Source organism: Acinetobacter sp. SWBY1 (assembly GCF_002946595.1).
GTDB lineage: Bacteria > Pseudomonadota > Gammaproteobacteria > Pseudomonadales > Moraxellaceae > Acinetobacter > Acinetobacter towneri.
The window spans coordinates 2,623,083-2,647,783 of record NZ_CP026616.1 but is presented as its reverse complement, the minus strand read 5'-3'; the positions used below and the strand labels follow the sequence as shown (position 1 = coordinate 2,647,783).

Genomic DNA, 24,701 nt, shown 5'->3' with positions numbered 1-24,701 from the left:
TCTAAGATGCTTTAAAAACAATTATTTCTTAGTTGGGTCGTTGCCACCAAACAATGGGCCCATACCGCCGCCACTAAATTGCTTTTGTAAACCGCCCAGTGAACGCATCATTTTTGCCATGCCCGATGGATTGGCAAATTTTTTCATCATTTTTGCCATTTGTGCATGTTGCTTGATCAACTTATTCACTTCTGACACATCCATACCACAACCCGCAGCAATACGTTTTTTACGGCTTGGATTCATCAGGTCTGGGTTACGACGCTCTTTGATGGTCATCGACTGGATAATCGCTTCCATCTTTTTCACTTGCTTTTCAGGGTTGGCTTGTGCAATTGCATCTTGAATACCTGAGTTGCTCATGCCAGGCAACTTGTCTAAGAAGCCCATCATGCCGCCCATTTTATTCATTTGTTCAAACTGCATCAGCATATCTTCAAAGTTGAAGCTGCCGCCTTTTTGCAGTTTTTTCGCCATTTTTTCGGCTTTTTCTTTGTCGATTTTACGTTCAACTTCTTCGACTAAAGACAGCACGTCACCCATGCCCAAAATACGTTGTGCAACACGTTCTGGGTGGAATGGCTCTAGGGCATCGAGTTTTTCACCCATCCCCAAGAATTTAATCGGTTTACCCGTAATCGCACGAACTGAAAGTGCAGCACCACCACGCGCATCACCATCAGTTTTAGTAAGGATTACACCTGTTAATGGCAAGGCATCATTAAAGGCTTTAGCGGTATTTGCCGCATCCTGACCCGTCATGGCATCGACCACGAACAAGGTTTCAGTCGGTTTAATCGCTGAATGTAATGCCTTGATTTCGTCCATCATGTCATCATCGACGTGCAAACGACCTGCAGTATCGACAATTAAAACATCAGCAAACTGAATTTTTGCCTGTTCAATGGCACGGTTGGCAATATCGACAGGGTTTTCATTAGCATTCGAGTCAAAGAAAATCGCGCCAACTTCACCTGCAACCGTTTGTAGCTGTTTAATTGCCGCAGGACGGTAAACGTCGGCAGACACCATCGCTACTTTTTTCTTTTGACGTTCTTGTAAGAAACGTGCCAATTTTGCTGCAGTGGTGGTTTTACCCGCACCCTGCAAACCTGCCAATAACACCACAACCGGTGGCTTGGCAGCAAGGTCAAGGCTTTCATTGGCCTCGCCCATCATTTTTGTGAGTTCGTCATAGACAATTTTGACGAACGCCTGACCAGGCGATAACTGAGTCATCACTTCCTGACCCAATGCCTCTTCCTTAACTTTCGCGATGAATTCACGAGTTACAGGTAACGCCACATCGGCTTCAAGAAGTGCCATACGTACTTCACGTAACGTATCTTTAATATTGTCTTCGGTTAGCTGCCCTGAGCCAGTAACATTTCTTAAACTCTGCGTGAGTCGTTCTGTTAAGGTATCAAACATTGCAAATTCCGCTTAAAATAGCCATTAGCAAAAAAATGTTTCTTTAAAATAGAAAATTTATGCACAAGATGTTATAGGATACTGTAGTTCGCATCGAATTTATATAAATGAATATTCATCATCCTGAAAAAGGTTTGACATGATCAGTCTCCCCTTGGTTTATACGATTTTAGCATTAATCGCTTATACCAGTTCTTTTTGGTATTTATTTTCACATTTAATGTCTAAACGTGCGCCAAATCACTGGTTTATTCGTTTTCTGCTCAGTTTAGGCTTATTGCTGCATGCTGCCGTGTTGTATAACGATATGTGGACACCGATGGGTGTCAACTACAACGTATTTAACCTAATGTCATTTACTGCGGGTTTAATGTTGTTATTGAGCTTGCTGTTCAGCAGTTACCGACCTGTAATTGCGCTAAATTTGATTGGTATTCCTGTAGCAGCAGTGGGTTTAATTGCAGGTTTTTCATTCAGCCAACATAATTTATTTATTAACCAAAACTCGATTGGTTTAGATATTCATATTATTTTATCGCTGTCTGCTTATGCCGTATTGTTGATGGCGACCATTCATGCCGTGCTCATGTGGTTTCAAAACCGCGAACTGAAAAACAAACAAAAACGTCGGGTTTGGGTAAATTTGCTGCCGTCTTTGCAAGATATGGAATCTTTGCTGTTTGATATGTTAATTGCAGGTTTTGCCTTACTCACAGTCGCACTAGGTTTTGGTTTCTTTACGGTAGAACATTTCTTTGCACAACATTTAGCACATAAAACTGCCTTTAGTATTATTTCTTGGTTTGTCTATGGGTCGTTGTTACTTGGGCGTTATAAGTTTGGTTGGCGTGGACAAAAAGCGATTCGTTTTACCATTATTGGCTTCTTTTTATTGGCGCTCGGTTTTATTGGTTCTAAATTTGTGTTGGAAATGATTTTAAGCAAGTAAGATGTTTTTGTTTAGCTCATTCAAAGTGTAGGATGATCAATTATTTAATAGCATAGTCGAGGGGGAATGGGCTGTTTAAATTAAGCCAATCATTTAAATGATTTCTAACGATGTAAGAACTCAATTAAAAGATCTAGTCTAGGATGCACATCAACTGCATGGACTAGATAAAACTTGAGATACAGATCACTGTGTCAAATAAAACAGCTTAAATACCAGAACCTTAGCTACAACCACTTCAATTCAAAACCCTTTTCCTAGACAACCCACAGAAAAAAACGTATAACTCCACTTTTGTTTGAACTGGCAGCATCTTGTGAAACTGATTCTTGCACCCATGGAAGGCTTAACCGACCCCATCATGCGTGATGTAATCACGTCTGTAGGCAGTTTTGACTGGTGTGTAACAGAGTTTATTCGGGTCACAGACAGCATTTTGCCAGACCATATCTACCACACCTATTGCCCAGAACTACTCACCAATGGCAAAACTGCGGCAGGTACGCCTGTGCATGTTCAGTTTTTGGGGAATAATCCTGAAATGTTAGCCGCCAATGCAGCCAAAGTTGCGGCTATGGGTGCACCTGCAATTGATATGAACTTTGGCTGCCCTGCCAAAACAGTCAATCGGCATCGTGGCGGTTCAGTTTTACTCGATGAACCCGAAGTAGTATATGAACTGGTTAAAGCGGTTCGCGATGCCGTTCCTGCTCACATTCCAGTTTCCGCCAAAATGCGTCTAGGCTATATGGATCGGAACTTCATGCTAGAAAATGCGCACGCCATTGAAGATGCAGGCGCAGCATGGGTTACAGTGCATGCACGTACCAAAGCCGATGGCTATACGCCTCCCGCATTTTGGGATCAGCTACGTCCTATTCGTGAAGCCTTGAAGATTAACGTCATCGCCAATGGTGAAATTTGGAACAATGCCGATGCCAAACAATGCCAGTTAGAATCGGGCTGTGAAGATTTGATGATTGGTCGTGGTGCGGTCACCACCCCAGATTTGACCCAATGTATTCGTCAAAATTCAGACCTGCCTTTGCTGAGTTGGCAAGATTTGCTGCAACTACAAATTCGCTTTATTCACGGCCCTGCCAAAACAGAAATTGGGATGCTGGGACGTTATAAACAATGGCTTGGCATGATGTCGAAACATTATCCCGAAGCCAAAACTTTATGGGATGAAATCAAACGTCTGAAAAAACTGGATGAAATCATTGAAAAATTAGTCGCACACACGACTTAAACAGTGAATCCATCAAGCTCAAGATTCATCTAAAAATTTCAGCTTTTATTGGTGAGTATCATCTATTCAACCTTGCTGACAAAGCTTGGCATTTCCCATGCACTACCTGCAAAACCTTTACATTGTCCTGCATCAAACTGATAGCTTTTGACAAACTGCTGACCATTCCACGCCCATTCAGTTTGACTGAAACAATCACCAATTCCACGTCCTTTTTGATAGGAAAAAATCTGTCCGTTGCTAAATTCTGAAGCAGAATCGGTTACAAATTGCTGTATCTTTTGCAATTTTTTATCCATGACCCAATAAGCCACACCCCAATTATAAGCCCCTCGCCAACAGCTTGCCTCAACCAACACGCTATCTTGATTTAAGGGATAAGTATGAATCTGCTGTTCTGCTTGTTCAGGTTCAAACAGCATATAACAATCTTCACGATCTACGGTTTTTTGTAAAATTGGATATAACTTTTCTGCACTGGCCGCGCTAAGCACCTGTGCTTTGGCGGTTCGGTATTGTGGCTGCATGAGAATGTTAATTTTAGGCATCGCTTGCGCTTTCAAAACCTGCGTGGATGCCTGATTGCCTTTTGCCAATATTGCGGAATCTGTGCCCACACGTTTTTGAAATTCATCCATTTTTAGCAACACTGCACTCATGCCTGCATCAGACAATTTCCAGCGTTGTTGGCCATGTTTCAACTCGATCACGACATGCTGACGCGCCTGTGCCAACAGCTTTTGCACACTGGCAGTAGATAGATTGGCGATACTTTCATGAAAGTTTAATTGCTGCAAAGCACGTCCATTTAAAAATAAAGTCGCTTGAGCAATATCCTCCTGAATTTGCAATTGTCCTTGTACAGCAGTCTTTGCACCTGCTTGACGGGTCAATAACATACTGATCGGTTGTTCAAAATCATCATCGGTTTGGTAGCCTGCAGCACGGCAAGTTCCTGTATTATCACAGGCCAACTCCCAATCTTGATGCTGAAAATACAGTCCTTGCAAAGCAGTCGGCTGACTTGCAGCAATCGCTTTTTCAGTAGTGATTGGTACTGCAAAAATATTAACACTACCCAACAAACCACTGATCGCTAGCAATATTTTTAGATTGCATCTGAAATTCATGATCTTCACAACTCCTGAAATGGTCATCTATAATTCAACGGCTCAATCAAAGCTAAATTTAGCACCTTGCCTACTCAGCTCAATAAAAAAGCACGCCAGAGCATGCTTTTCTAATGCAATTGAACATCAAGATTTAATGTAAAAAATTACGATTCCTGTGTTAAATCCTTGACCGTGGTGCTTGCGCCATTGGTTTTCACTGACTCAATTCCTTTGTCACGTGATTGTTCAGAAGTATAGAGCTGACTCGTACCAATAATCTGATGGTTGGCAGCTTTTAAATTAAAATACGGCTTATCATTCTTAGATGTCAGTCGATCATAACGCCCATCATCCTGACTGTTCTTTTGTACCGAAGCGATGCCATTTTTTGCCGATGCTTTCGCCTTATACTGTTCACTGGTTAAGATAATTTCGCCATTCCCAGCTTTAAGTACAAAGCGGTACTGACCATTGCTTGCTTGTGAAATCTCAAACCATCCTGACATACTTGCCCCCAGTTTTCTTATGAGTGGTGAAGTGTGTTGTTGAATGATGCTAGGCTTTAAACTGCCTAAAAATTATTCTTTTCACTTAAAATATAAAGGACTTAGGCACAAGAAAACAGTATTAATTTTGTACACTCTTAAAGTTATTGTTGCTCAATTTGAATACTAAAATACTTTTATAAACTCCATAAAAAAGCGCAGGCAACTCAAGTCGCCTGCGCTGTTGAAATCTGCTTAAACTTAAGCTTTTTTCACATATTCAGATTTTAATTTCATAGCCCCCATGCCATCAATCTTACAATCAATGTCATGACCATCTGCTGCATCTGGAATTAAGCGAATATTTTTCACTTTCGTTCCCACTTTTACAGCAGCCGAAGAACCTTTAATTTTCAGGTCTTTAATCACAGTCACCGTGTCGCCATCTGCCAACACGTTGCCGTTTGCATCTTTAATCACAGCAGCAGTTTCTTCTAGCTGTTCCCCTTCTTTCCACTCATGTGAGCATTCAGGACAAATCAGTAGGTCGCCATCTTGGTAAGTGTATTCTGATTGGCATTTTGGGCAATTTGGCAAAGACATAAAAAACCTCAAAAACTATATTATAGCATTTTTTACTGAATTTTCATAAACTTAAAATCCTTATAAAGCACAAGGATAATCAAATAAAACTCTTTAATTGGACTGTGCTAAGCGTTGCAGCATCACCCGTTTTAATACCACTACATGATTGTGCTGCTCATCTTTAGCTGCTGTGACCAGAGTGATTTTTTGCTGCTGTGCCAGTTCACACAACGCCTGTAAAGCCTCTTCTTGCTCTGCTAATTCAGCTATATAACGCTGCTGAAACTCATCCCAATGTTGTTCAGGGTTTTGATGATACCATTTACGCAGCCCAGTCGAAGGCGTAATTTCTTTGGGCCATAAGTCAATACGAGCACGTTCTTTACTCACACCACGCGGCCATAAGCGATCAACCAGCACCCGTGTTCCATCTGCCTGAGTCGCTTCAAGATAAGCGCGTTTCATTGCAATATCCATATTTGCACCTCTGCATTTTTTATGATGACGTCATCAGCGCCAAAGTTTTAGGCAGCAGATTATGTATCACAAATAAAAAAGCATGTGATCAACACATGCTTTTAAGATACCCGATTTAATCTTCGTAATCGTCTTCGTCTTCATCATCGTAGACGTAAGCCATACAGCCCCAGCCATCGTATTCACCGCCATGTTCTTCAGCAATTTTGCTGAACCATTGCTCTAAATCGACAATGTCTGAATACTCTGGTTCCATGTAAACATAAATGGTAATGATCCATTCAACTGCGTCAGATTCTTCATCTTGGAATAATGAAATTTTTTGTTCTTCGGCCAACAAATACAAAGCACATTTTTCAGCTTGTTCTTGTGTGGTAAAAGCGATGGAGTACTCAATCTCATGTGGCTCTGTCAGGTCATCCCCATCTTCATGCATTTGCCAAAGTACATTGCCATTATCATCATCAGGGAATTGTTCATAGTCACGTGTCATGCGAATATCCTTGTTATCTTTTTAGCCAATATATATCTGGCAAGTGACAAAATAGTGAATTCAACATAGCACAAATTTGCCCGAAGGACTCACTTTTCATCTCGTTTTACACTGACTTTAGTCTGAATTCCCTAGAAGCTTGCTTTTAAATGACACTGCAATTGCTTTAAGCATTTGCAGCCAGTTTAATTTGTGGCATCTGACAAGAGCTTTCCTGTTTAAATGCCAACAGTAAAGCAGCAAACTTTAATTCTTCTTGTCGAAGTGTCAAATAAGAGTCTAAAATTTTTGCGTGTCCAAATGCAGCCGCATAATGATTCAGCAAAGTAAAATCATCCTGCAAAGCTTGAAGCGATTCAGCCAGATTATGTTCAGTCAGCTGCGCCAAATATAAATCTGCTTTACTATTAAATGCTTGAGCCAGCAAAGTCACTGCCGCTAGACGGCGTTGCTCATCGACAAAAGCACAATGCGCAACTTCTTGATTTTTAACCGCATCTTGAATCTTGTGTCGTACTTGCTGCAGGTGTTGTGCTGCATCACTATAGCCATAACCTTCAATCAGATCATCCAATAGCTGCTGTGCAGGCAACTGAAAAGCAGGCGTATGATGTTCAATTTTATGATACAGCGCGGTCATAATCTGTTCGAGTTGCTGACGTTCTTCAACCAAGTTATAAAAAGCACCCAATTGATCTTGTGCTGTTTTAAGCGTTTTGGCTTTGGTTTTTTGCTCATGCTCGGCTAAAAAATCTCGGACTTTTTCAACTTGTTGCTTGCACTGCTCCCGCGTATTTTCCGCTTCGGATTTAATCATTTCTACAAACATTTCTACTTGTTGACGACGTTCTAATACATATTGCTCAACGTCTAAAATATGTTGATAGTGCTGCAAGGTTTCTAAACGACCTTTTAAACTGCCTATTTCGATGCGTAGCATGGTGAGCTGATGCTCTAATTCATTACTTTCTAACTCATCGGACGCCAAATTGGAGCGAGTGCGGTCTAAATTGCTTTGTAAAGATTGAATGCTGGCAGACAACTCACGGCGGCGCTGAGATTGCCAAAAAATAATCACCACCAAAACAATAATGATTGCACCCAATATATACAGCATATAACTTCTCCCACCGCATTGGTCTGCCATATTTTAAAAAGTCATCTTCAGTTTTTAAAGACGCTTTCTAACCCGCTTTGACAGCCCACCACACTCAAAAACACAAAGTTTTAAAACAGCGAGTTATTCACATCCTTTATTTATGCCAAGGCAAATGAATAACGACAGCTCTAAGGATACGTTAGCGAGTTAGCGGCACGAAGACTATCCCAATTTTTGAGTATTTTCACAAAAAAATTGAAAAATATGCGCCTGTTAGAAAAATTGAATCCAAAAATCTCTAAAAAGGAAGCTGTGCCCGAATTGCAACAGGAATTTGGCTTAACGGTTGCGTAAAAGCCAAATAACTAGCATGCAGCGCCATCCGACCTAAAGTGCTTTTTTTCGGTTCAGGATGATATAACTTATCGCCTGTAATGGGATGTCCAATATATTGCATGTGTACTCGTAACTGATGTGAGCGCCCTGTAATCGGGGTGAGCAATACACGGGTAATATCTTCAACCGCACAATATTCCAAAGCCTGATACAGCGTTTGCGCAGGCTTGCCTAAATCGAAATGCACAATTTGGCGTGGACGGTTTTCCCAATCGGTAATTAAAGGCACATCGACACTGCCCTCACCTTCAAGTTTGCCTTGAATTAAAGCAATGTAGTTTTTTTCTACTGTTCGCGCCTGAAACATTTTACTCAATGCGACTTCTGCATCACGATGCTTGGCAAACATGAGAATACCTGAGGTCGCCATATCTAAACGATGGGCAATTTTTGCCTGAGGATAATCTGCGAGTACTCTTAAATATGCGCTGTCCTGATGTTCGGGCAAACGTCCAGGCACAGACAATAAACCTGCTGGCTTATCAATCACCAATAAGTCGTCATCTTCATAGACAATTACTAACGGATCTTGTGGAGGTGCATAAATAAAGTTGTCGTTTAAAGCCATGAACATACAGCATGCAAAGCGGTGCGGGCAAAATATCAAGCACAGCCCAAACTGTCAATTCAGTCGGGCGATGTACTTTTTAGTGTAAAGATTTAGATTTTAAATTGGCTGAGTCTGCCAAGCTTAATCTGTCAAACTTAGTCTGCGAAACTTAGTCTGCCAAACTTAGTCTGCTAAATAGTATTCCACCGTAGACACCACACGTACTTTTTTCAAATATGGCGTGTTGCTGTCACGGTCTTCAATACTAAATACGCCCTGATTGGCCGATTTAATTTTGCCTAAACGACTGTCAGAATCTGCAGCAAATTTTTCTGCAACACTGCGGGCATTTTGTGTGGCTTGCTCAATCATGGCAGGTTTGATGTCATTTAGTTGCGTATATAAATATTCGGTGCGTTGCCCGTAATCCTCACCGCCAAAGGCAATTCCATTTTTACCTAAATCGACCAAGCGACTTTGTGCGCTGCGCACTTTATCAATATTTTTGGTATAGACCGTAATGGTTTGATGTGCGGTATAACGTAAAGCAACATTACCATCGCCACCATATTGCTGGGCGTATTTATCGGTAATTACAGGTGCCGCAATGGTCATTTCTTCAGAACTAAAACCTTCATTTTTTAAAAAGTTTTGAATTTGGGAGGTTTGGCTTTGCATGGTGTCGTATAGCGCTGCCAAGTCTTGACTGGCAGTACTAAAACGAATTGGCCACACCGCCACATTGGCTTTTACTTCTCGTTCAGACAAACCTTTGACTGAAACCACACGCTCATATTGTTTAATTTTGAGTGCGCTATTGCCCAAAATCCAACCCGCGAGCACCATCCCCAAACAAATTAGACCGCCTAAAATCAGTGCAGGTTTAAATTGATTCATGTTTGCCAACTCCTCAAATTGCGGGCTTTTCGCCTCTATTTCGATGACCGTGTGTTTTTAATGTACTGTTTAAAGCTGTTGCTTGTTTATAGAGTTTTAAATTAAGGTCGCATCATATACAGCGCGATGAGTGGCGCGATATTCAATAGCAATACCCCAATTTTATAGACCGCCATGCCGCCATAATGAATGGCATCAAAACTTGCGTCTGACAATTTGAACCATCTGCCATGTAACTGTCGCAGCCAGTCATGCGCGAAAATCACCACCACAAACCACAGCATTAAAATGGCATAGTTAATCAGTGCACAGGTCAGTAATAAACGACACCAAAAATCGTAATCAACACTCATATCACACCTAATTAGATGTAGATGATCATTGCAAATTAACAGATTTGAATGAAAAATTTGATGGGAGTTTTGTAGCTGAAAGATGGTTTAAAATTCATTTAAGTTTTTATTTTATCTGGATTTTATTTACTTGATCTTGTTTTGTTTTTTATATTTTTAACAATATTCTTTAGGGTGTTAGGGAAAACAACTGTGGTTTACTTCAACTATCATGCTGGATAAGCCATGATCTTATAGCCTATAAACTTCTGGTTTATAGCGTCCTAAGCCGAATCGAGACCTTTTGGGTAAGTACTACACGCACGTTGTACGCAACTGGTAGCAATCTACTCTTTTCGATCCCCATCACACCCTTAAGATATATAGTAGTGATTTGAGGATGGGATTGTTTCCCCGAAATGATTTTATTTTGATTAATTTTTAAAATTTTTATCACTTTTTAAGTCATATTTTAAAAAATTTTCCAAATCTACATTTTTTTTGCACTCAAATCATCAAATAAAGCTTAAATATTAAATTTATTACCACACTTATTTTTAAAATATTTTCAAACTGACCACAAACCTATGTGGAGGATTCAACAACTTTCTTTTTTCCTCGAATCCAGCGAATTGCCCAAATTAAGGTCAGGAGCACCACAAAAACCACCAATACAGGCACAATGAAGGACAACACTGAAAGTACGGCAGCCCCAATCCACTCTCCTGTAGAAATCACAGGATTTGCAACACCGCCTGTGGTTGCGGTTGATACACCACGTGCCGCAACTGTACTCATTTGCACCACACCTGCTGTTCCACCACCGACAATAATGGCAGAAGCCCAACTGGCAAATTGCGACATTTCGCCACTGCTTACAGCCATTGTGGTGAGTGTACCTGCAATCATGGCGGCAGGCGTTGCAACGGTATCGAGTAAGTTATCAACCCACGGTACATAATACGCAGCAATTTCACTGATTGTTGCCACGGTCAAAGCCAGACAAACAGCAGGCATCGCCAACCATTCAAAACCTTTTAAGGGTTCAAACCAACCCATGAGCGCGGCAACACTCATAACCAATAAAGGTACGAAAACCCGAAAACCACTGGCAGCACTTAGCCCAATGCCGACACATAAACCGAGTATTGTTTCCATGTTGTAGCTCATTGCCTTGGGTTTTCTTTAGGTAAAATAGCAAAAAGCCCCATCGGGTGATAGGGCTTTAGATTAAAAACAGGATCAGCTGTTTTAAGTCGTGTAGCTTAGGCAACCTTGTTGTTATATTCGGTGCCATGGCATTTGGTACACGGTGGTAGACGGTCTGTACCAATTTCTAAGTAAACGCGATGCCCGCATTGGACACAAAAATAGAAGCCTGTTCCTGGTTTATCACCTGCAGTTACCATCTTTGTTCTCCGTGTGGTTTAGAAATGGTCAATCCAGTATATCTATTCTGTGATGATTGTCTATTGTCCATTTTGACGGGTGATGAGGGCAGTTGGGCGAAGGATGATTTTGTTAGAAAATTAAGCCGATTTTTTCTAGAGATTCACATAAAAAGTATAACGGGTTAAAACAACTTTCAAAAAATAAACTTATACACCTTCAGGTTTTCTATTTCTAAATTTGTTAACAGTGGATTATTAAGTTAATATTTAAATGCCCTTTGGGAAGATTTTTAGATTGCGTATCGCAGTCTGTTTTGAAAATGTGAACGGCTTATGTCTGAACTCTTGCCGATGCTACACTTGTGCTGTGCGGTTTTTTCCCCGTACTGTGACCATATGAGTTCCCAAGGGGCATTTTTTGAATAACTTGTTTTTATTGAGAACGTGCCAAACGCAAAAAGATTTTGCCAAAGTACTAGGCTATTCTGAAAAAGAATTTACTTTCATTTTATTTAGCCAATCAATTCAAAACAAGTATCAAAGCTTTGATATACCAAAAAAGAATGGTAATAAACGTAAAATTCTAGCGCCAACTCCAGACCTTAAAATTTTACAGACTCGTTTATCCACACTCCTAACTAATTGTTATGAAGAACTTGAAAAAAAAAGATTATCTAAATCTTCATACGTACAGTGTATTAGCTCACATGGTTTTAGAAAAAAATTATTGTTAGATATACCATTCACAAAAAAATCTCGTACACCTTTTGAAAAAAAAGTAATTAAGTTCGGTATATATAGTAATGCCAGCAAGCATGTCGGTAAAAATCTAATATTAAATATAGACTTAAAAGATTTTTTTCAAAGTATTACTTTTTCAAGAATTATTGGTTTTTTTACAAAAAATAAATATTTTCAATTAAATTTTGATATCGCGGTGCTAATTGCACAAATTGCCACTTACCGCCCAAATCAATCTCAAGAAGGATTTCTACCACAAGGTAGTCCTTGCTCACCAATTATCAGCAATTTAATTGGTAATATACTCGACATTAAAATGCTTAAACTGGCAAAAAAATATAAATTTACATACTCAAGATACGTTGATGACCTAACATTTTCAACTAATCTACCTAAATTTAATGAGGAAATAGTCAAATTAGAAGATAACACTTGGGTAATCGGTTCTGAATTAAAAAATGTAGTTAATAGTAGTAAATTTAAAGTTAACCCTCAAAAGACAAGATTAACTAATAAATATAATAGGCAAGAAGTAACAGGGCTAACTGTTAATAGAAAAGTTAATGTGAGTAAAGAGTATTACCGCTACACAAGGTCTATGGTTCAAAGTTTTTGTACAGAAGGTAATTTTGTCAAATCCAAAGTTCACATGGATAAGCAAAAAATAAGTCGAGAAGCATTAAATGGTATTTTAAGTCATATTTTTCAAATAAAAAATAAACAGCAAATTGAGTTTAAAAATCAAACTAGAAACTTTGATGAACTTAATAGTATTGAGAAACTCTATGCCAAATTTCTATTTCACCATTACTTTATTCACCCACAAAGAATGATAGTAATTGGAGAAGGTTACACTGACCCTACACACTTTAAACTAGCTTCTCACAATCTTTACCCAGACATATTAAAATTTTTAAAATTTTCATCCCTCCAAGAAACTAAACGTTTTTCTAAAATTATGGGTTATTCAGGGGGAACAGGATTACTAAACAAATTTCTTAAAAATTATAAGCTTATTTACAAAGCTAATGTTATAAGCTGTAAACCTTGTTTAATTATTGTCGATGGAGATAAAGCCGGCAATGATGTGATAAAAACTGCACGAAGTGAGTTCTCAAAAACATTTAAGGCAATTAATAACGTATCACTAAATCTCTCAGCTAAATTAGAATTTTTTCATATTTTTGAAAACCTTTACATTCTTCAACTACCTAAAGACCAAGTAATTGAAGACTTTTATGATACTACTGTTACTGGCTCTTTAATTGGTACACGAACTTATAATTCTTCAAACAATAAGTTTGATTTAACTAAGTATTATGGAAAAAAAGAGCTTTTGGAAAAAATTATATTTCCCAATCAGAATACAATTAATTTTTCAAAATTTGATTTAATATTTAACACTATTTTTCATATACAAATTTATCATTATATTTACTGCAATCTTAAAAACTAAAAACCCCATCATCAAGATAGGGTCTTTTAGAATAAATTTCAATCAGCTATGGACTAAATATCAAGCCACATTCCCTTCCAAGAAATCCTGCGCAAAGCGTTGCAATACACCGCCCGCCTCATACACAGATACTTCTTCTTCGGTATCTAAACGACAAGTTACTGGCACTTCAATTGTTTGGTTTTTACCATCATCCGTTGAACGCTCAATCACCAAAGTCAAAGTCGAACGTGGCGCAATATTACCAATCACGCTATAAAGTTCCGTACCATCCAAACCTAAAGTTTTACGGTTAACACCCGCTTTAAACTCAAGTGGCAATACGCCCATACCCACCAAGTTGGTACGGTGAATACGCTCAAAACCTTCAGCCACAATTGCTTCCACGCCCGCAAGACGCACGCCTTTTGCAGCCCAGTCACGGCTTGAACCCTGACCATAATCTGCACCCGCAATAATAATTAACGGCTGCTTACGGTTCATATAAGTTTCAATCGCTTCCCACATACGCATTACTTCGCCTTCTGGCTCAACACGCGCTTTAGAACCTTGCTTAATTGTGCCGTCTGAACGTACCACCATTTCATTAAACAATTTCGGATTCGCCAAAGTTGCACGTTGTGCAGTCAGGTGATCACCGCGGTGCGTTGCATAAGAGTTGAAATCTTCTTCTGGCAAGCCCATTTTTGCCAAATACTCCCCTGCTGCCGAATCTAAAACAATCGCATTCGATGGAGATAAATGATCTGTGGTGATGTTATCGCCCAAAATTGCCAACGGACGCATATTGGCTAATGTACGTGGAGCCGCCAATGCACCTTCCCAATATGGCGGACGGCGGATATAAGTACTTTGTGGACGCCAGTCGTAAAGTGGACTTTCAGATTTTTCCGACTCGCCCAAATCGAACATTGGAATATACACTTGGCGGAATTGTTCAGGTTTAACTGATTCTTTCACCAAAGCATCAATTTCTTCATCTGACGGCCAAATATCTTTCAGATAAATCGGGTTGCCATTTTGATCTGTACCCAAAGCATCCTTTTCGATGTCAAATCGAATCGTTCCTGCAATCGCGTAAGCCACAACCAACGGTGGCGATGCCAAAAATGCTTGTTTCGCATACGGATGGATACGACCATCAAAGTTACGGTTGCCCGACAGCACCGCAGTCGCATACAAGTCACGGTCAATAATTTCTTGTTGAATCGCTGGGTCTAATGCGCCCGACATACCGTTACAGGTGGTACAGGCATAAGCCACAATACCAAAACCAAGTTTTTCTAAGTCTTTCAGTACGCCTGCTTCTTCCAAATACAATGCAGCCGCTTTAGAACCTGGTGCAAATGATGATTTCACCCAAGGTTTGCGTACTAAACCTAACTCATTGGCTTTACGTGCCAACAAACCTGCTGCTACAGTATTACGCGGGTTTGAGGTATTGGTACAAGAAGTAATCGCAGCGATGATGATGGCACCATCTGGCATTAAACCATCGGTACGGTTTTCAACCACACCTGCAATGCCTTTTTCTTTTAGGTCTGCAGTTGAAACACGTGCATGCGGATTCGATGGGCCTGCAATATTACGAGTTACCGTTGAAAGATCAAAACGTAATACACGTGGATATTCAGCCTGAGTCATTTCAGATGCCCAAAGACCAATTTCTTTGGCATAAGTTTCAACCAGTTTGATCTGATCTGCTTCACGACCTGTTAAGGTTAAATAGTCAATGGTGTTTTGGTCGATGTAGAACATGGCAGCAGTTGCACCATATTCAGGTGTCATGTTAGAAATCGTGGCACGATCCCCGACCGACATGCTATCTGCACCTTCACCAAAGAATTCCAAATACGCACCGACCACACGCTCTTTACGCAAGAACTCAGTTAAAGCCAATACGATGTCGGTTGCCGTAATACCTGCCTGACGCTGACCAACCAACTCAACACCAATAATATCTGGCAGACGCATCCAAGAAGCACGACCCAACATTACGTTTTCAGCTTCAAGACCGCCCACACCTACAGAAATGACACCCAAAGCGTCGGTATGTGGTGTGTGTGAGTCTGTACCCACACAAGTATCTGGGAATGCAATGCCTTCACGGTTTTGAATGACTGGTGACATTTTTTCCAGATTAATCTGGTGCATGATGCCGTTGCCTGCCGGAATCACATCAACATTTTCAAATGCAGTTTTCGTCCATTCAATAAAGTGGAAACGGTCTTCATTACGACGATCTTCCACTTCACGGTTTTTACGGAAAGCATCTGGGTCAAAACCGCCATATTCCACAGCTAAAGAGTGATCGACAATTAACTGGGTAGGTACGACAGGATTCACTTTAGAAGGATCGCCACCTTGATCGGCAATTGCATCACGTAAACCTGCTAAGTCAACGAGCGCAGTTTGCCCCAAGATGTCGTGACATACCACACGCGCTGGATACCACGGAAAATCATGCTCTTGTTTACGCTCAATCAATTGTTTTAAAGATTGTTCTAAAATTGCAGGATCACAACGGCGCACTAACTGTTCTGCAAGTACTTTTGAGGTATAAGGAAGTTTGGCATAAGCGCCTGGCTGGATATCTTCAACGGCTTGTCGCACGTCATAAAAATCGAGCTGAGTGCCTTGCAGTGGTTTGCGGTAGTTGTTATTCATCTGGTATTCGCCCTTACTCTATTGTTCTCAACATCTTATGGGATGATTGTTTCCACCCGTCGAAAGCATTGTACGCTGCCAAAAACCCATTTCCCAAATCCTATATATTTCATACACTTAAATATAAAAACAGGGGTTTTTGAAACATTTAATTACATTTTGAGTAAAATTCTTGCCCTAAAAATGCTTTTTTTTGAAAAATAGCGCAAAATTGACCTCATTCTTTAGTCTTAGATTTCAATGTGAAAGGTTATTCATGCGCGATTTAGCTTTCAGTGCTTTAAGTTTAAACGGTGTCGATGCACAAAAATTCCTGCAAGGTCAGGTAACAGTCAATGTCGAAACATTAGCAGAAAATACAACCTGTTATACCGCAATTTGCAGTTTAAAAGGACGCGTTCAGTTTGGCTTCTGGCTTAAAAAAATCTCGTCCGAATGTTTTGAAATTGTTAGCACTGCCGACCAAGCCGAAGATTTAGCCAAACACATTAAAAAGTTTGGTGCATTTTCAAAAATGCAGCTTGAAACCATCGGTACGGTTTACCCAACCATTCAGGGCAATCAAACTGAATTTTCAGCTGAAGTGACTGATTTAAACGCATGGCAACTACAAGCGATTGAAACAGGTCAGGCATGGATTCAAGCCTCAACAGCAGAAGTGTTTCAACCGCAGGAATTGCGTTTGCATCAACGAGATGGCGTGCATTATGACAAAGGCTGTTATTTGGGTCAGGAAGTCGTGGCACGTTTATGGTTTAAAGCCAAACCAAAACATTGGTTGCATTTAATTCAGGGTTCAGGCGAAGCACCTGCACCTGCCGCCAAACTGAATAATGATGTGGAAGTGGTGAATAGCATAGCGACTGCAGAAGGTTTTAAAGCGTTGGTGGTTGCCAAACCAAGTGCTTTGGAAGAGTTAGCTGTACAAGTATTGGCTTTGCCTGAACATTTGAATGGCGATGTTGCACGTCCGCAATAAAATAGATTCCACCCGCTCAGGTTAAGGGAGTCGCAAGATTCCCTTCAAATGACAATGAAAAAAAAAGCATTCGTACACATTTTTTATATTTACATTCACACTTTTCAACTTATGATGAATGCACCACTGTAAAAACAAAACGCACATCAACGGAATGATGTGTAAAAGAGAACAAGGTACAACTCAAATGATGAAAAAACTACTCATTGCGGGTGCAATCGCCCTATCTAGCAGCATCAGTATGGCAAATAGTAACATTCCAACCGATCCTGCTTTTGCCAAAATTGAACAATTAATGCAAGCCAACAAGGTTAAAGATGCCTATCAGGAATTAGAAAAGCTTGCCAAAACAGGCAATGCGCAAGCCATGTATAACTTAGGCTATTTGACACAAACTGGACAAGGCACAGCAAAAAATGAAAAGAAAGCCATTCAGTTGTATGAGCAATCTGCCCAAAAAGGCTACCCTGTTGCGAGTTATGTTTTAGGCAAAAACTATCTTACTGGCGCACTGGGTTTAAAACAGGATGCTGCTAAAGCCAAACAATATTTACAGACGGCATCCAATCAGGGTTTTAATGATGCCACAGTCGATTTAGCCGTTTTATATTTCTCGGAAAATACGGCAGCATCTGACCAAAAAGGTTTAAAACTATTACAACCTTTAATTGCCAAAGATCATTATCAAGCCATACATGCCAAAGCCTTATATGACATTAGCACAGGCTTTAAAAACAAAGATGAAGCACCAATTAAGCAAGGGCTGCAAAGCATTCAAAACTTGGCGCAAAAGGGTTATATTCCTGCACTCATGGCAGTGGGCAATATGTTTGTGAATGGCAATATCGTGCCGCAAAATTTGCCTGAAGCGAAAAAGATTTTTGCCTCACTGGCACAGGAAAATGTAGCGCAAGCCAAAGAATCATTGGCTGTGGTTGAAAAAATGATGGCAGATCAAGCCAAAGCTTCCAACAAGGCAACCGCTAAGAAAAGTTAAGATAGTTTCTTTATAAAAGCTATTAATCAGAGAAATTTTTAAAAAAGTCTGTATCAGCATGGTACAGACTTTTTTTATGATTTGAGCACTTCGATACCGATGCTATAAATACTTACCCGATTGTGTCAATAAAATCGCCACCATCACAAAACCAAAAACTGTACTCAACACCAAGGGGGCTAAGGCTTTTTCATGTAAACCATAGTGCTGCCCGAAAATACCAAAGGCAATTGGCATTGGTAAAGCCGCAAGCAAAGTCCCGACAAATAGCATTTCTCGGTTCACATCTAATGCCCATAAAATTCCAAAAATCGTGAGTGGCATCAGCAATACTTTGAATGCAACCAAAACAATACTTTGCAAATTCACCGACTTGATTTGCATGCCGACCAAACTTCCACCAATCACAAATAAAGCCAAAGGTGAAGCAGTTTTGCCCAACATTTCCAGCACTTGTGCAATAGCTTGCGGCAGTTTGAAATTCAACAATACGCACAGCATACCCAATAAAATAGATAAAATTACTGGATTTTTCAGTAAGCGCTGCACAGTTTCGGCATACACCTGCCAACCTGATTTCGCTGAAGATTGTAGCCCTCTTTCTGCCAAAATCAGCATCAAAGCTACAATAATTAAATTTTCGACAATTAAAGTTAAAGACAAATAAATTGCCGATTGACTGCCAATCAACAAAGTCAAAATAGCAGTGCCAATAAACCCTGTATTTGACATTGATGCACCCATTGCCAATACACTGGCATGGGTCAAATTTGAATTAAAATAATGCCGATACAGTAAAAAGGCACAGATAAACAGCAGAATAGAACCGCCACCGTAACCTAAGAAATAAGCAGGATGCCAGATTTCTGACAAACTTTTACTGGCCAATGCCTGCAATAGAAATGCAGGCAACGCCACTTTCATGACAAATTGACCTAGAAACTGAATCGCACTGGTTTCAATAAATTGGCTTCTGACGGCAAAATATCCCAACAGCACCACAGCACAAATGGGAAATAAAATACTCAGTAACACCCTGACATCCTTTTTCAGTGTTGCCCATGATCGACATGGTTTTACTGATTTAGCTTACACCGAAGCTCCCGATAAAGCACGGCAAAATAGTGTAAGTTTCACTTATTTTAAGCAGATAAAATATTAGGATTCCACTTCCGTATCTGTTGATTTAAACGGCGCAAATAAAGTACGGAACCCATGCGGCTGACATCGTAAATATTGCGGGGCAATTTCAATTTTTTCGCCCAATTCTGCCGCAGCATGCCATGGCCAACGTGGGTCATATAAAATGGCACGTGCTATCGCAATTGCATCGGCTTGTTCATATTGCAAAATACCTTCTGCCTGCATCGCTTCAGTAATCAAACCCACCGCAATTACAGGGATTTTTACAGCTTGCTTAATTGCATGAGCAAACGGCGTTTGATAACCCGCATGCACATCAATTTTTTGATCGACATGCAAACCTCCGCTAGACACGTGAATATAAGCCGCACCTAAATGCTCTAGTGCCTTTGCCAAACCCACAGAAGATTCCACATTCCAGCCATCTGCATCATCCATCCAGTCTGTTGCAGAAATTCGCACCCCAATTAGATAGCCTTTTGGTACAGCATTTTGAATGGCTTGAAATACTTCCAATGTAAGGCGAATCCGATTTTCCAAACTGCCGCCATATTCATCTTGGCGGTGATTAGACAGTGGTGACATAAATTGATGCAGCAAATAACCATGTGCAGCATGAATTTCGATTAAATCAAAACCTGCATCCACCGCTCGTACTGCGGCACTGGCAAAGTCTGCAATCACCTGTTGAATTTCATCTTGCGTTAAAGCATGCGGAGGATGTTCGTGCGGTTGAAATGGTAACTCACTGGCCGATACCGTCTGCCAGCCATGTTCTTCATTCGGTGCAAACTGTCCTTTGCCCTGCCACGGTTTATCGGTTGAAGCTTTACGACCCGCATGTGCCAACTGCACAGCAAATGGCATAGGCGATAAACTTTTAACTTTATGCAATAGTGCTTTCATCTGCGCACGCTGCATGTCATTCCATAAGCCTAAATCTGCATAACTAATACGTCCTTCTGCCTGCACTGCCGTGGCTTCTACTATACACATCCCTGCGCCGGACAAGGCATAATTGGCCCATTGCTGCTCATGCCAATAGCTCAATTCACCTTGTTCATTGGCAGAATATTGACACATCGGAGCGATAATAATTTTGTTGGCAAGTTGCAGTGATCCAAATTGAATCGGCTGAAAAAGTAATGTCACGCTGCAAGCCCTCATACAGTGCGATTCACCAAAAGCGAATCATTAAATAAAAAAGAAGTAATCACTCAGAATCTGCCATCTGTTTTAGATGGTTTTTCTATAATAGATGTTTAAAAATGATTTATTTATAACGTGTTGTATGGTTTTTGCAAAGCCTGCTTTTGTTTTACACAGAATAATTTTGCGACAGCACACTATGGCTTGTATTCTATGGCTTGCATTCTATGGATAATGCCCAATATTAAGCGCATTACTGTATGTCCTTGCCTGCTTAATTTCTAAAAGCGGATTGAATTTGTACCATGCCAGAATTACCAGAAGTTGAAACTACCAAAACTAGTCTATTGCCGCTACTTGATCAAAAAGTCCTGAATGTAGAAGTACGTCAAGCCAATTTACGCTGGCCCATTCCAGAAAACCTACATAAACTCACAGGACAAAAATTACTGCAATTGACCCGCAGATCCAAATACATTCTGGCGCAATTTGAACAGGACAGCATGTTGTGGCATTTAGGCATGTCGGGCAGTTTTCGTCTTTGCGATGCGCAGGAAGATTTACGCAAACACGACCATTTGATTATTCAGTTTGAAGATATACAATTGCGCTACCACGACCCACGTCGCTTTGGCTGTATTTTATGGCTAAATGAAAGCTCTCAACGCAAACTGATAGATCCACTTGGCCCTGAGCCGTTGAGTGATGCCTTTAACCCCGACTATCTTGCACAGAAGCTCAAAAACAAAAATGTTGGCATCAAAGTTGCAATTATGGATAACCATGTCGTGGTGGGTGTGGGTAATATTTATGCCACGGAAAGTCTGTTTAATTTAGGTATTCACCCTGCACAACCTGCATCATCACTCAGTTTGAAACAGATTGAAAAACTAGTGCTCGAAATCAAACGCATTTTAAAACAAGCGATTGATTTAGGCGGTTCGACCTTACGTGATTACAGCAATGCGATGGGCGAAAATGGCTATTTCCAACAAACCTTGTTGGCGTATGGACGTGCAGGTGAAATGTGTGTGAACTGTGAAACCACACTAGAAAATTTAAAACTGGGCCAACGTGCCTCGGTATTTTGTCCTGAATGTCAGCCTTTGAAAAAAGTACTCACTGCGACAAAAGCTGCAACAAGCAAACGAGGTAAAAAAGTATGAGAACCGCTATTGTGCGTCATATTTTAGTGAAAGATAAAGAAACCTGTGAACAACTGAAAAAGCGGATTCAATCAGGTGCTGATTTTGCCAAAATTGCCAAACAATTTTCGACCTGCCCTTCAGGAAAAAAAGGTGGGGAATTGGGTGAGGTCAAAAAAGGACAATTGGTACCCGTCATTGATAAATTAGTGTTTACCGCAGCAGAACGCGTACTACACGGACCTGTAAAAAGTCAGTTTGGTTTTCATTTGGTAGAAGTAAAGTTTCGGATGTGATTTTTATGCCTTCAGCGCCTCTCCATCCTAGAGAATAGGGTGCAAAAAAACGGCGCATAAAGCGCCGTTTGTTTTGATTGCGTATTAAAAATTATTGACGTTTTTTCAATTCATCACGAATTTCACGTAGCAACGCGATATCTTCTGGCGTTGCTGCTGGTTCTGGCGCTGCTTCTTCTTGTTTACGGCGCATACGATTAATCATTTTCACCATTAAGAACACCACCCATGCCAAAATGATGAAGTTAATTAAAATCGTAAGGAAGTTACCATAGGTCAGGACATTTACACCTGCTTTGGTTAACTCATCTAAAGACTGTAAATTGTTTGGGTTATCGCCCAAAACAAAGAACTTTTGTGTGAAATCCACACCACCGCCAGTGATCACAGTAATCAATGGCATGATGATATCTTTCACTAATGAGTCAACAATTTTACCAAATGCCCCACCAATAATCACACCGACAGCCAAGTCGATCATGTTACCTTTTACCGCAAATTCGCGGAACTCTTGAATAATACTCATTTAAATCTCCAGTTTTTTTGACTTTAATTTATGTGACGAAGTATACATTAATTTTATAGCTTCATTTCCACGTAACTTACTCGGAAATCATCTGCTTTTATATATTGGTTTGCTAATTTTAAACAAAAAATGCCATCAATAAATTGATGGCATTTTTAAATTTTGCTGCCCCGCATGAGGACAACATCATTTTTAAAACTTATTTACCAGAACGGTTACGTTTACGTTCGTTTTCAGTCAAGTAACGCTTACGGATACGAATTGACTTTGGCGTTACTTCAACCAGCTCATCATCTTCAATAAATTCAAGCGCTTGTTCAAGCGTGAATTCAATTGCAGGTACCAGTGTCAACGCATCATCAGTACCAGAAGCACGTACGTTTGTTAACTGTTTCGCTTTGGTTGGGTTAACCACCATATCATCTGAACGAGAGTTAATACCAATGATCATACCTTCGTAAACTTCTAACTGAGGCTTGGCGAATAAACGACCACGGTCTTGCAAGCTGAACAATGCATAACCCAAGCACGTACCTTGAACCATAGAGATCAACACACCGTTTTGACGTTTGGCAACTTGACCTGCTTTCATTGGGCCATAGTGTGAGAAGCTTGACGTCATGATACCCGTACCAGAAGTCATGGTCATGAATTCAGAACGGAAACCAATTAAACCACGTGAAGGCACAGTGGCTTCAATACGGATACGGCCTTTACCGTCTACTTCCATATTGGTCATCTCACCTTTACGGTTACCCATTTGTTCCATCACAGCGCCTTGGTGCTGTTCTTCCACGTCAAAAGTCACGTTTTCGTATGGTTCTTGCATTTCGCCATCAATCTCTTTCAAGATGACTTGCGGACGAGATACACCCATCTCGAAGCCTTCACGGCGCATGTTTTCAATCAATACTGAAAGGTGAAGTTCACCACGACCTGATACTTTGAAACGGTCAGGACTGTCAGTGTCTTCTACACGAAGTGCAACGTTGTGAATTAATTCGCGGTCTAGACGTTCACGGATGTTACGTGAAGTCACGAATTTACCTTCTTTACCTGCAAACGGTGAGTTGTTGACTTGGAAAGTCATCGATACGGTTGGTTCGTCTACAGAAAGCGGTGGTAAAGCTTCTACATTTTTCGGATCACAAATCGTGTCAGAAATATGCAATTCGTCCATACCTGTTACACAAACGATGTCACCTGCAGATGCAGATTCGATGTCGATACGCTCTAAACCGTGGTAACCCATGATTTTTAAGATACGACCGTTACGTGTTTTGCCTTCTTGGTCAATCACGGTTACAGGTGTATTCAATTTCACAGAACCACGTTGAATACGACCCACACCAATCACACCCACGAAACTATTATAGTCAAGTGAAGAGACTTGCATTTGGAATGGACCATCAACATCAACTGCTGGTGGCTCGACGATATCGACAATGGTTTGGAATAACGGCGTCATATCTTCCGCTAATTCGTCTGGCGCAGGACCAGCAACACCACGTAAGCCTGATGCATATACGATTGGGAAGTCTAATTGGTCATCGGTTGCACCCAAGTTATCAAACAAGTCAAATACTTGATCAATAACCCAGTCTGGACGCGCGTTTGGCTTGTCTACTTTGTTGATGATCACGATTGGCTTCAAACCACGTGCGAACGCTTTTTGCGTTACGAAACGTGTTTGTGGCATTGGGCCTTCTTGTGAGTCAACCAAAAGAAGTACGCAATCCACCATCGACATTACACGTTCAACTTCGCCACCGAAGTCGGCGTGTCCCGGGGTGTCCACAATGTTAATGCGGTATTCAGTATCAGTACGTTTGTCTAACCATTTGATTGCAGTGTTTTTTGCAAGAATGGTAATACCACGTTCACTTTCAATAGCGCCTGAATCCATGACACGCTCAATCTCGCCCGCTCGTTCACCGAGTGCGCCCGATTGTTGTAAAAGTTTATCCACAAGAGTTGTTTTTCCGTGGTCAACGTGCGCAATAATTGCGATGTTGCGGAGAGTTTTAATATCAGACATTTAAATTCAATACGCTATAAATTTGAGGGCAAATTATACAGAAAAATACTAAAGTTTTATAGTGACACTTTATTGACACACACAATTTTTTTTGATGAGTGGCGTGCTTTGGGTT

General features: G+C 40.5%; 24 protein-coding genes. 7 read left to right on the top strand and 17 right to left on the bottom strand.

Annotated features, from left to right (window positions below; all coding sequences use genetic code 11):
* Nucleotides 1-21: 21 nt before the first annotated feature.
* Nucleotides 22-1,431, bottom strand: a complete 1,410-nt coding sequence (gene ffh / locus C3Y93_RS12750; RefSeq protein WP_096902093.1) for a signal recognition particle protein — start codon at nt 1,429-1,431, stop codon at nt 22-24.
* A gap of 139 nt (nt 1,432-1,570) precedes the next feature.
* On the opposite strand from ffh, the gene C3Y93_RS12745 reads away from it, so the two are divergent.
* Both C3Y93_RS12745 and C3Y93_RS12740 read left to right on the top strand, forming a co-directional pair.
* Nucleotides 1,571-2,380: a cytochrome C assembly family protein gene (locus C3Y93_RS12745; protein WP_104853102.1), complete on the top strand. Its 810-nt coding sequence runs from the start codon at nt 1,571-1,573 to the stop codon at nt 2,378-2,380.
* A 316-nt stretch (nt 2,381-2,696) separates the two neighbouring features.
* Nucleotides 2,697-3,632: a tRNA dihydrouridine synthase gene (locus tag C3Y93_RS12740; protein WP_213064878.1), complete on the top strand. Its 936-nt coding sequence runs from the start codon at nt 2,697-2,699 to the stop codon at nt 3,630-3,632.
* 62 nt (nt 3,633-3,694) lie between these two features.
* Here the strand turns inward: C3Y93_RS12740 and C3Y93_RS12735 are convergent, their stop codons facing one another.
* From C3Y93_RS12735 to C3Y93_RS12685, 11 genes are all read right to left on the bottom strand, one after another.
* Nucleotides 3,695-4,762 (bottom strand): DUF1176 domain-containing protein, encoded by a 1,068-nt coding sequence (locus C3Y93_RS12735; protein WP_104853100.1) that lies wholly within the window; start codon nt 4,760-4,762, stop codon nt 3,695-3,697.
* Between the two features lie 146 nt (nt 4,763-4,908).
* Nucleotides 4,909-5,250 carry a YegP family protein gene (locus C3Y93_RS12730; RefSeq protein ID WP_004972386.1) on the bottom strand — a complete coding sequence of 114 codons (342 nt, stop codon included), beginning with the start codon at nt 5,248-5,250 and terminating at the stop codon, nt 4,909-4,911.
* A 240-nt stretch (nt 5,251-5,490) separates the two neighbouring features.
* Nucleotides 5,491-5,832: a zinc ribbon domain-containing protein YjdM gene (locus C3Y93_RS12725; RefSeq protein ID WP_004972388.1), complete on the bottom strand. Its 342-nt coding sequence runs from the start codon at nt 5,830-5,832 to the stop codon at nt 5,491-5,493.
* A 93-nt stretch (nt 5,833-5,925) separates the two neighbouring features.
* Nucleotides 5,926-6,291, bottom strand: a complete 366-nt coding sequence (locus C3Y93_RS12720) for a DUF488 domain-containing protein (protein WP_004972391.1) — start codon at nt 6,289-6,291, stop codon at nt 5,926-5,928.
* 115 nt (nt 6,292-6,406) lie between these two features.
* Nucleotides 6,407-6,784, bottom strand: coding sequence for a ribonuclease E inhibitor RraB (locus C3Y93_RS12715; RefSeq protein WP_004972392.1), 378 nt, complete (start codon nt 6,782-6,784; stop codon nt 6,407-6,409).
* A 166-nt stretch (nt 6,785-6,950) separates the two neighbouring features.
* Entirely contained in the window at nt 6,951-7,901 is a 951-nt protein-coding gene (locus C3Y93_RS12710) for a DUF5660 family protein (protein ID WP_104853099.1), read from the bottom strand.
* 280 nt (nt 7,902-8,181) lie between these two features.
* Entirely contained in the window at nt 8,182-8,847 is a 666-nt protein-coding gene (locus C3Y93_RS12705; RefSeq protein WP_104853295.1) for an RluA family pseudouridine synthase, read from the bottom strand.
* A gap of 165 nt (nt 8,848-9,012) precedes the next feature.
* Nucleotides 9,013-9,726: an SIMPL domain-containing protein gene (locus C3Y93_RS12700; protein ID WP_104853098.1), complete on the bottom strand. Its 714-nt coding sequence runs from the start codon at nt 9,724-9,726 to the stop codon at nt 9,013-9,015.
* 101 nt (nt 9,727-9,827) lie between these two features.
* Nucleotides 9,828-10,079: a DUF6868 family protein gene (locus C3Y93_RS12695; protein WP_004972400.1), complete on the bottom strand. Its 252-nt coding sequence runs from the start codon at nt 10,077-10,079 to the stop codon at nt 9,828-9,830.
* A 564-nt stretch (nt 10,080-10,643) separates the two neighbouring features.
* Entirely contained in the window at nt 10,644-11,216 is a 573-nt protein-coding gene (locus C3Y93_RS12690) for a DUF4126 domain-containing protein (protein ID WP_096901555.1), read from the bottom strand.
* Nucleotides 11,217-11,323: 107 nt separating this feature from the next.
* Nucleotides 11,324-11,467, bottom strand: a complete 144-nt coding sequence (locus C3Y93_RS12685) for a zinc ribbon-containing protein (RefSeq protein ID WP_096901556.1) — start codon at nt 11,465-11,467, stop codon at nt 11,324-11,326.
* A 400-nt stretch (nt 11,468-11,867) separates the two neighbouring features.
* On the opposite strand from C3Y93_RS12685, the gene C3Y93_RS12680 reads away from it, so the two are divergent.
* A complete protein-coding gene (locus C3Y93_RS12680) occupies nt 11,868-13,646 on the top strand; it encodes a retron Ec67 family RNA-directed DNA polymerase/endonuclease (protein ID WP_104853097.1) in 1,779 nt (592 codons plus the stop codon).
* 60 nt (nt 13,647-13,706) lie between these two features.
* On the opposite strand, the gene acnD is transcribed toward C3Y93_RS12680, so the two are convergent.
* Nucleotides 13,707-16,313: a Fe/S-dependent 2-methylisocitrate dehydratase AcnD gene (gene acnD, locus C3Y93_RS12675; RefSeq protein ID WP_104853096.1), complete on the bottom strand. Its 2,607-nt coding sequence runs from the start codon at nt 16,311-16,313 to the stop codon at nt 13,707-13,709.
* 256 nt (nt 16,314-16,569) lie between these two features.
* On the opposite strand from acnD, the gene C3Y93_RS12670 reads away from it, so the two are divergent.
* Nucleotides 16,570-17,292 (top strand): YgfZ/GcvT domain-containing protein, encoded by a 723-nt coding sequence (locus C3Y93_RS12670; protein ID WP_104853095.1) that lies wholly within the window; start codon nt 16,570-16,572, stop codon nt 17,290-17,292.
* 190 nt (nt 17,293-17,482) lie between these two features.
* Nucleotides 17,483-18,289 carry a tetratricopeptide repeat protein gene (locus C3Y93_RS12665; protein WP_104853294.1) on the top strand — a complete coding sequence of 269 codons (807 nt, stop codon included), beginning with the start codon at nt 17,483-17,485 and terminating at the stop codon, nt 18,287-18,289.
* A 102-nt stretch (nt 18,290-18,391) separates the two neighbouring features.
* On the opposite strand, the gene C3Y93_RS12660 is transcribed toward C3Y93_RS12665, so the two are convergent.
* Nucleotides 18,392-19,324 carry an AEC family transporter gene (locus tag C3Y93_RS12660; protein WP_104853094.1) on the bottom strand — a complete coding sequence of 311 codons (933 nt, stop codon included), beginning with the start codon at nt 19,322-19,324 and terminating at the stop codon, nt 18,392-18,394.
* A gap of 123 nt (nt 19,325-19,447) precedes the next feature.
* Nucleotides 19,448-20,584 carry an NADH:flavin oxidoreductase/NADH oxidase gene (locus C3Y93_RS12655; RefSeq protein ID WP_104853093.1) on the bottom strand — a complete coding sequence of 379 codons (1,137 nt, stop codon included), beginning with the start codon at nt 20,582-20,584 and terminating at the stop codon, nt 19,448-19,450.
* A 302-nt stretch (nt 20,585-20,886) separates the two neighbouring features.
* Between C3Y93_RS12655 and mutM the strand changes: the two genes are divergently transcribed.
* Together mutM and C3Y93_RS12645 are read left to right on the top strand one after the other, a co-directional pair.
* A complete protein-coding gene (gene mutM / locus C3Y93_RS12650) occupies nt 20,887-21,747 on the top strand; it encodes a bifunctional DNA-formamidopyrimidine glycosylase/DNA-(apurinic or apyrimidinic site) lyase (protein WP_104853092.1) in 861 nt (286 codons plus the stop codon).
* Complete coding sequence (locus C3Y93_RS12645; protein ID WP_004972420.1) at nt 21,744-22,022, top strand: peptidylprolyl isomerase; 279 nt, start codon at nt 21,744-21,746, stop codon at nt 22,020-22,022. The genes mutM and C3Y93_RS12645 overlap by 4 nt, the downstream gene beginning before the upstream one ends.
* 91 nt (nt 22,023-22,113) lie before the next feature.
* On the opposite strand, the gene mscL is transcribed toward C3Y93_RS12645, so the two are convergent.
* Both mscL and typA read right to left on the bottom strand, forming a co-directional pair.
* Nucleotides 22,114-22,548, bottom strand: coding sequence for a large conductance mechanosensitive channel protein MscL (gene mscL / locus C3Y93_RS12640; protein WP_004972423.1), 435 nt, complete (start codon nt 22,546-22,548; stop codon nt 22,114-22,116).
* Between the two features lie 199 nt (nt 22,549-22,747).
* Nucleotides 22,748-24,586, bottom strand: coding sequence for a translational GTPase TypA (typA, locus tag C3Y93_RS12635; RefSeq protein WP_104853091.1), 1,839 nt, complete (start codon nt 24,584-24,586; stop codon nt 22,748-22,750).
* Nucleotides 24,587-24,701: the final 115 nt, after the last annotated feature.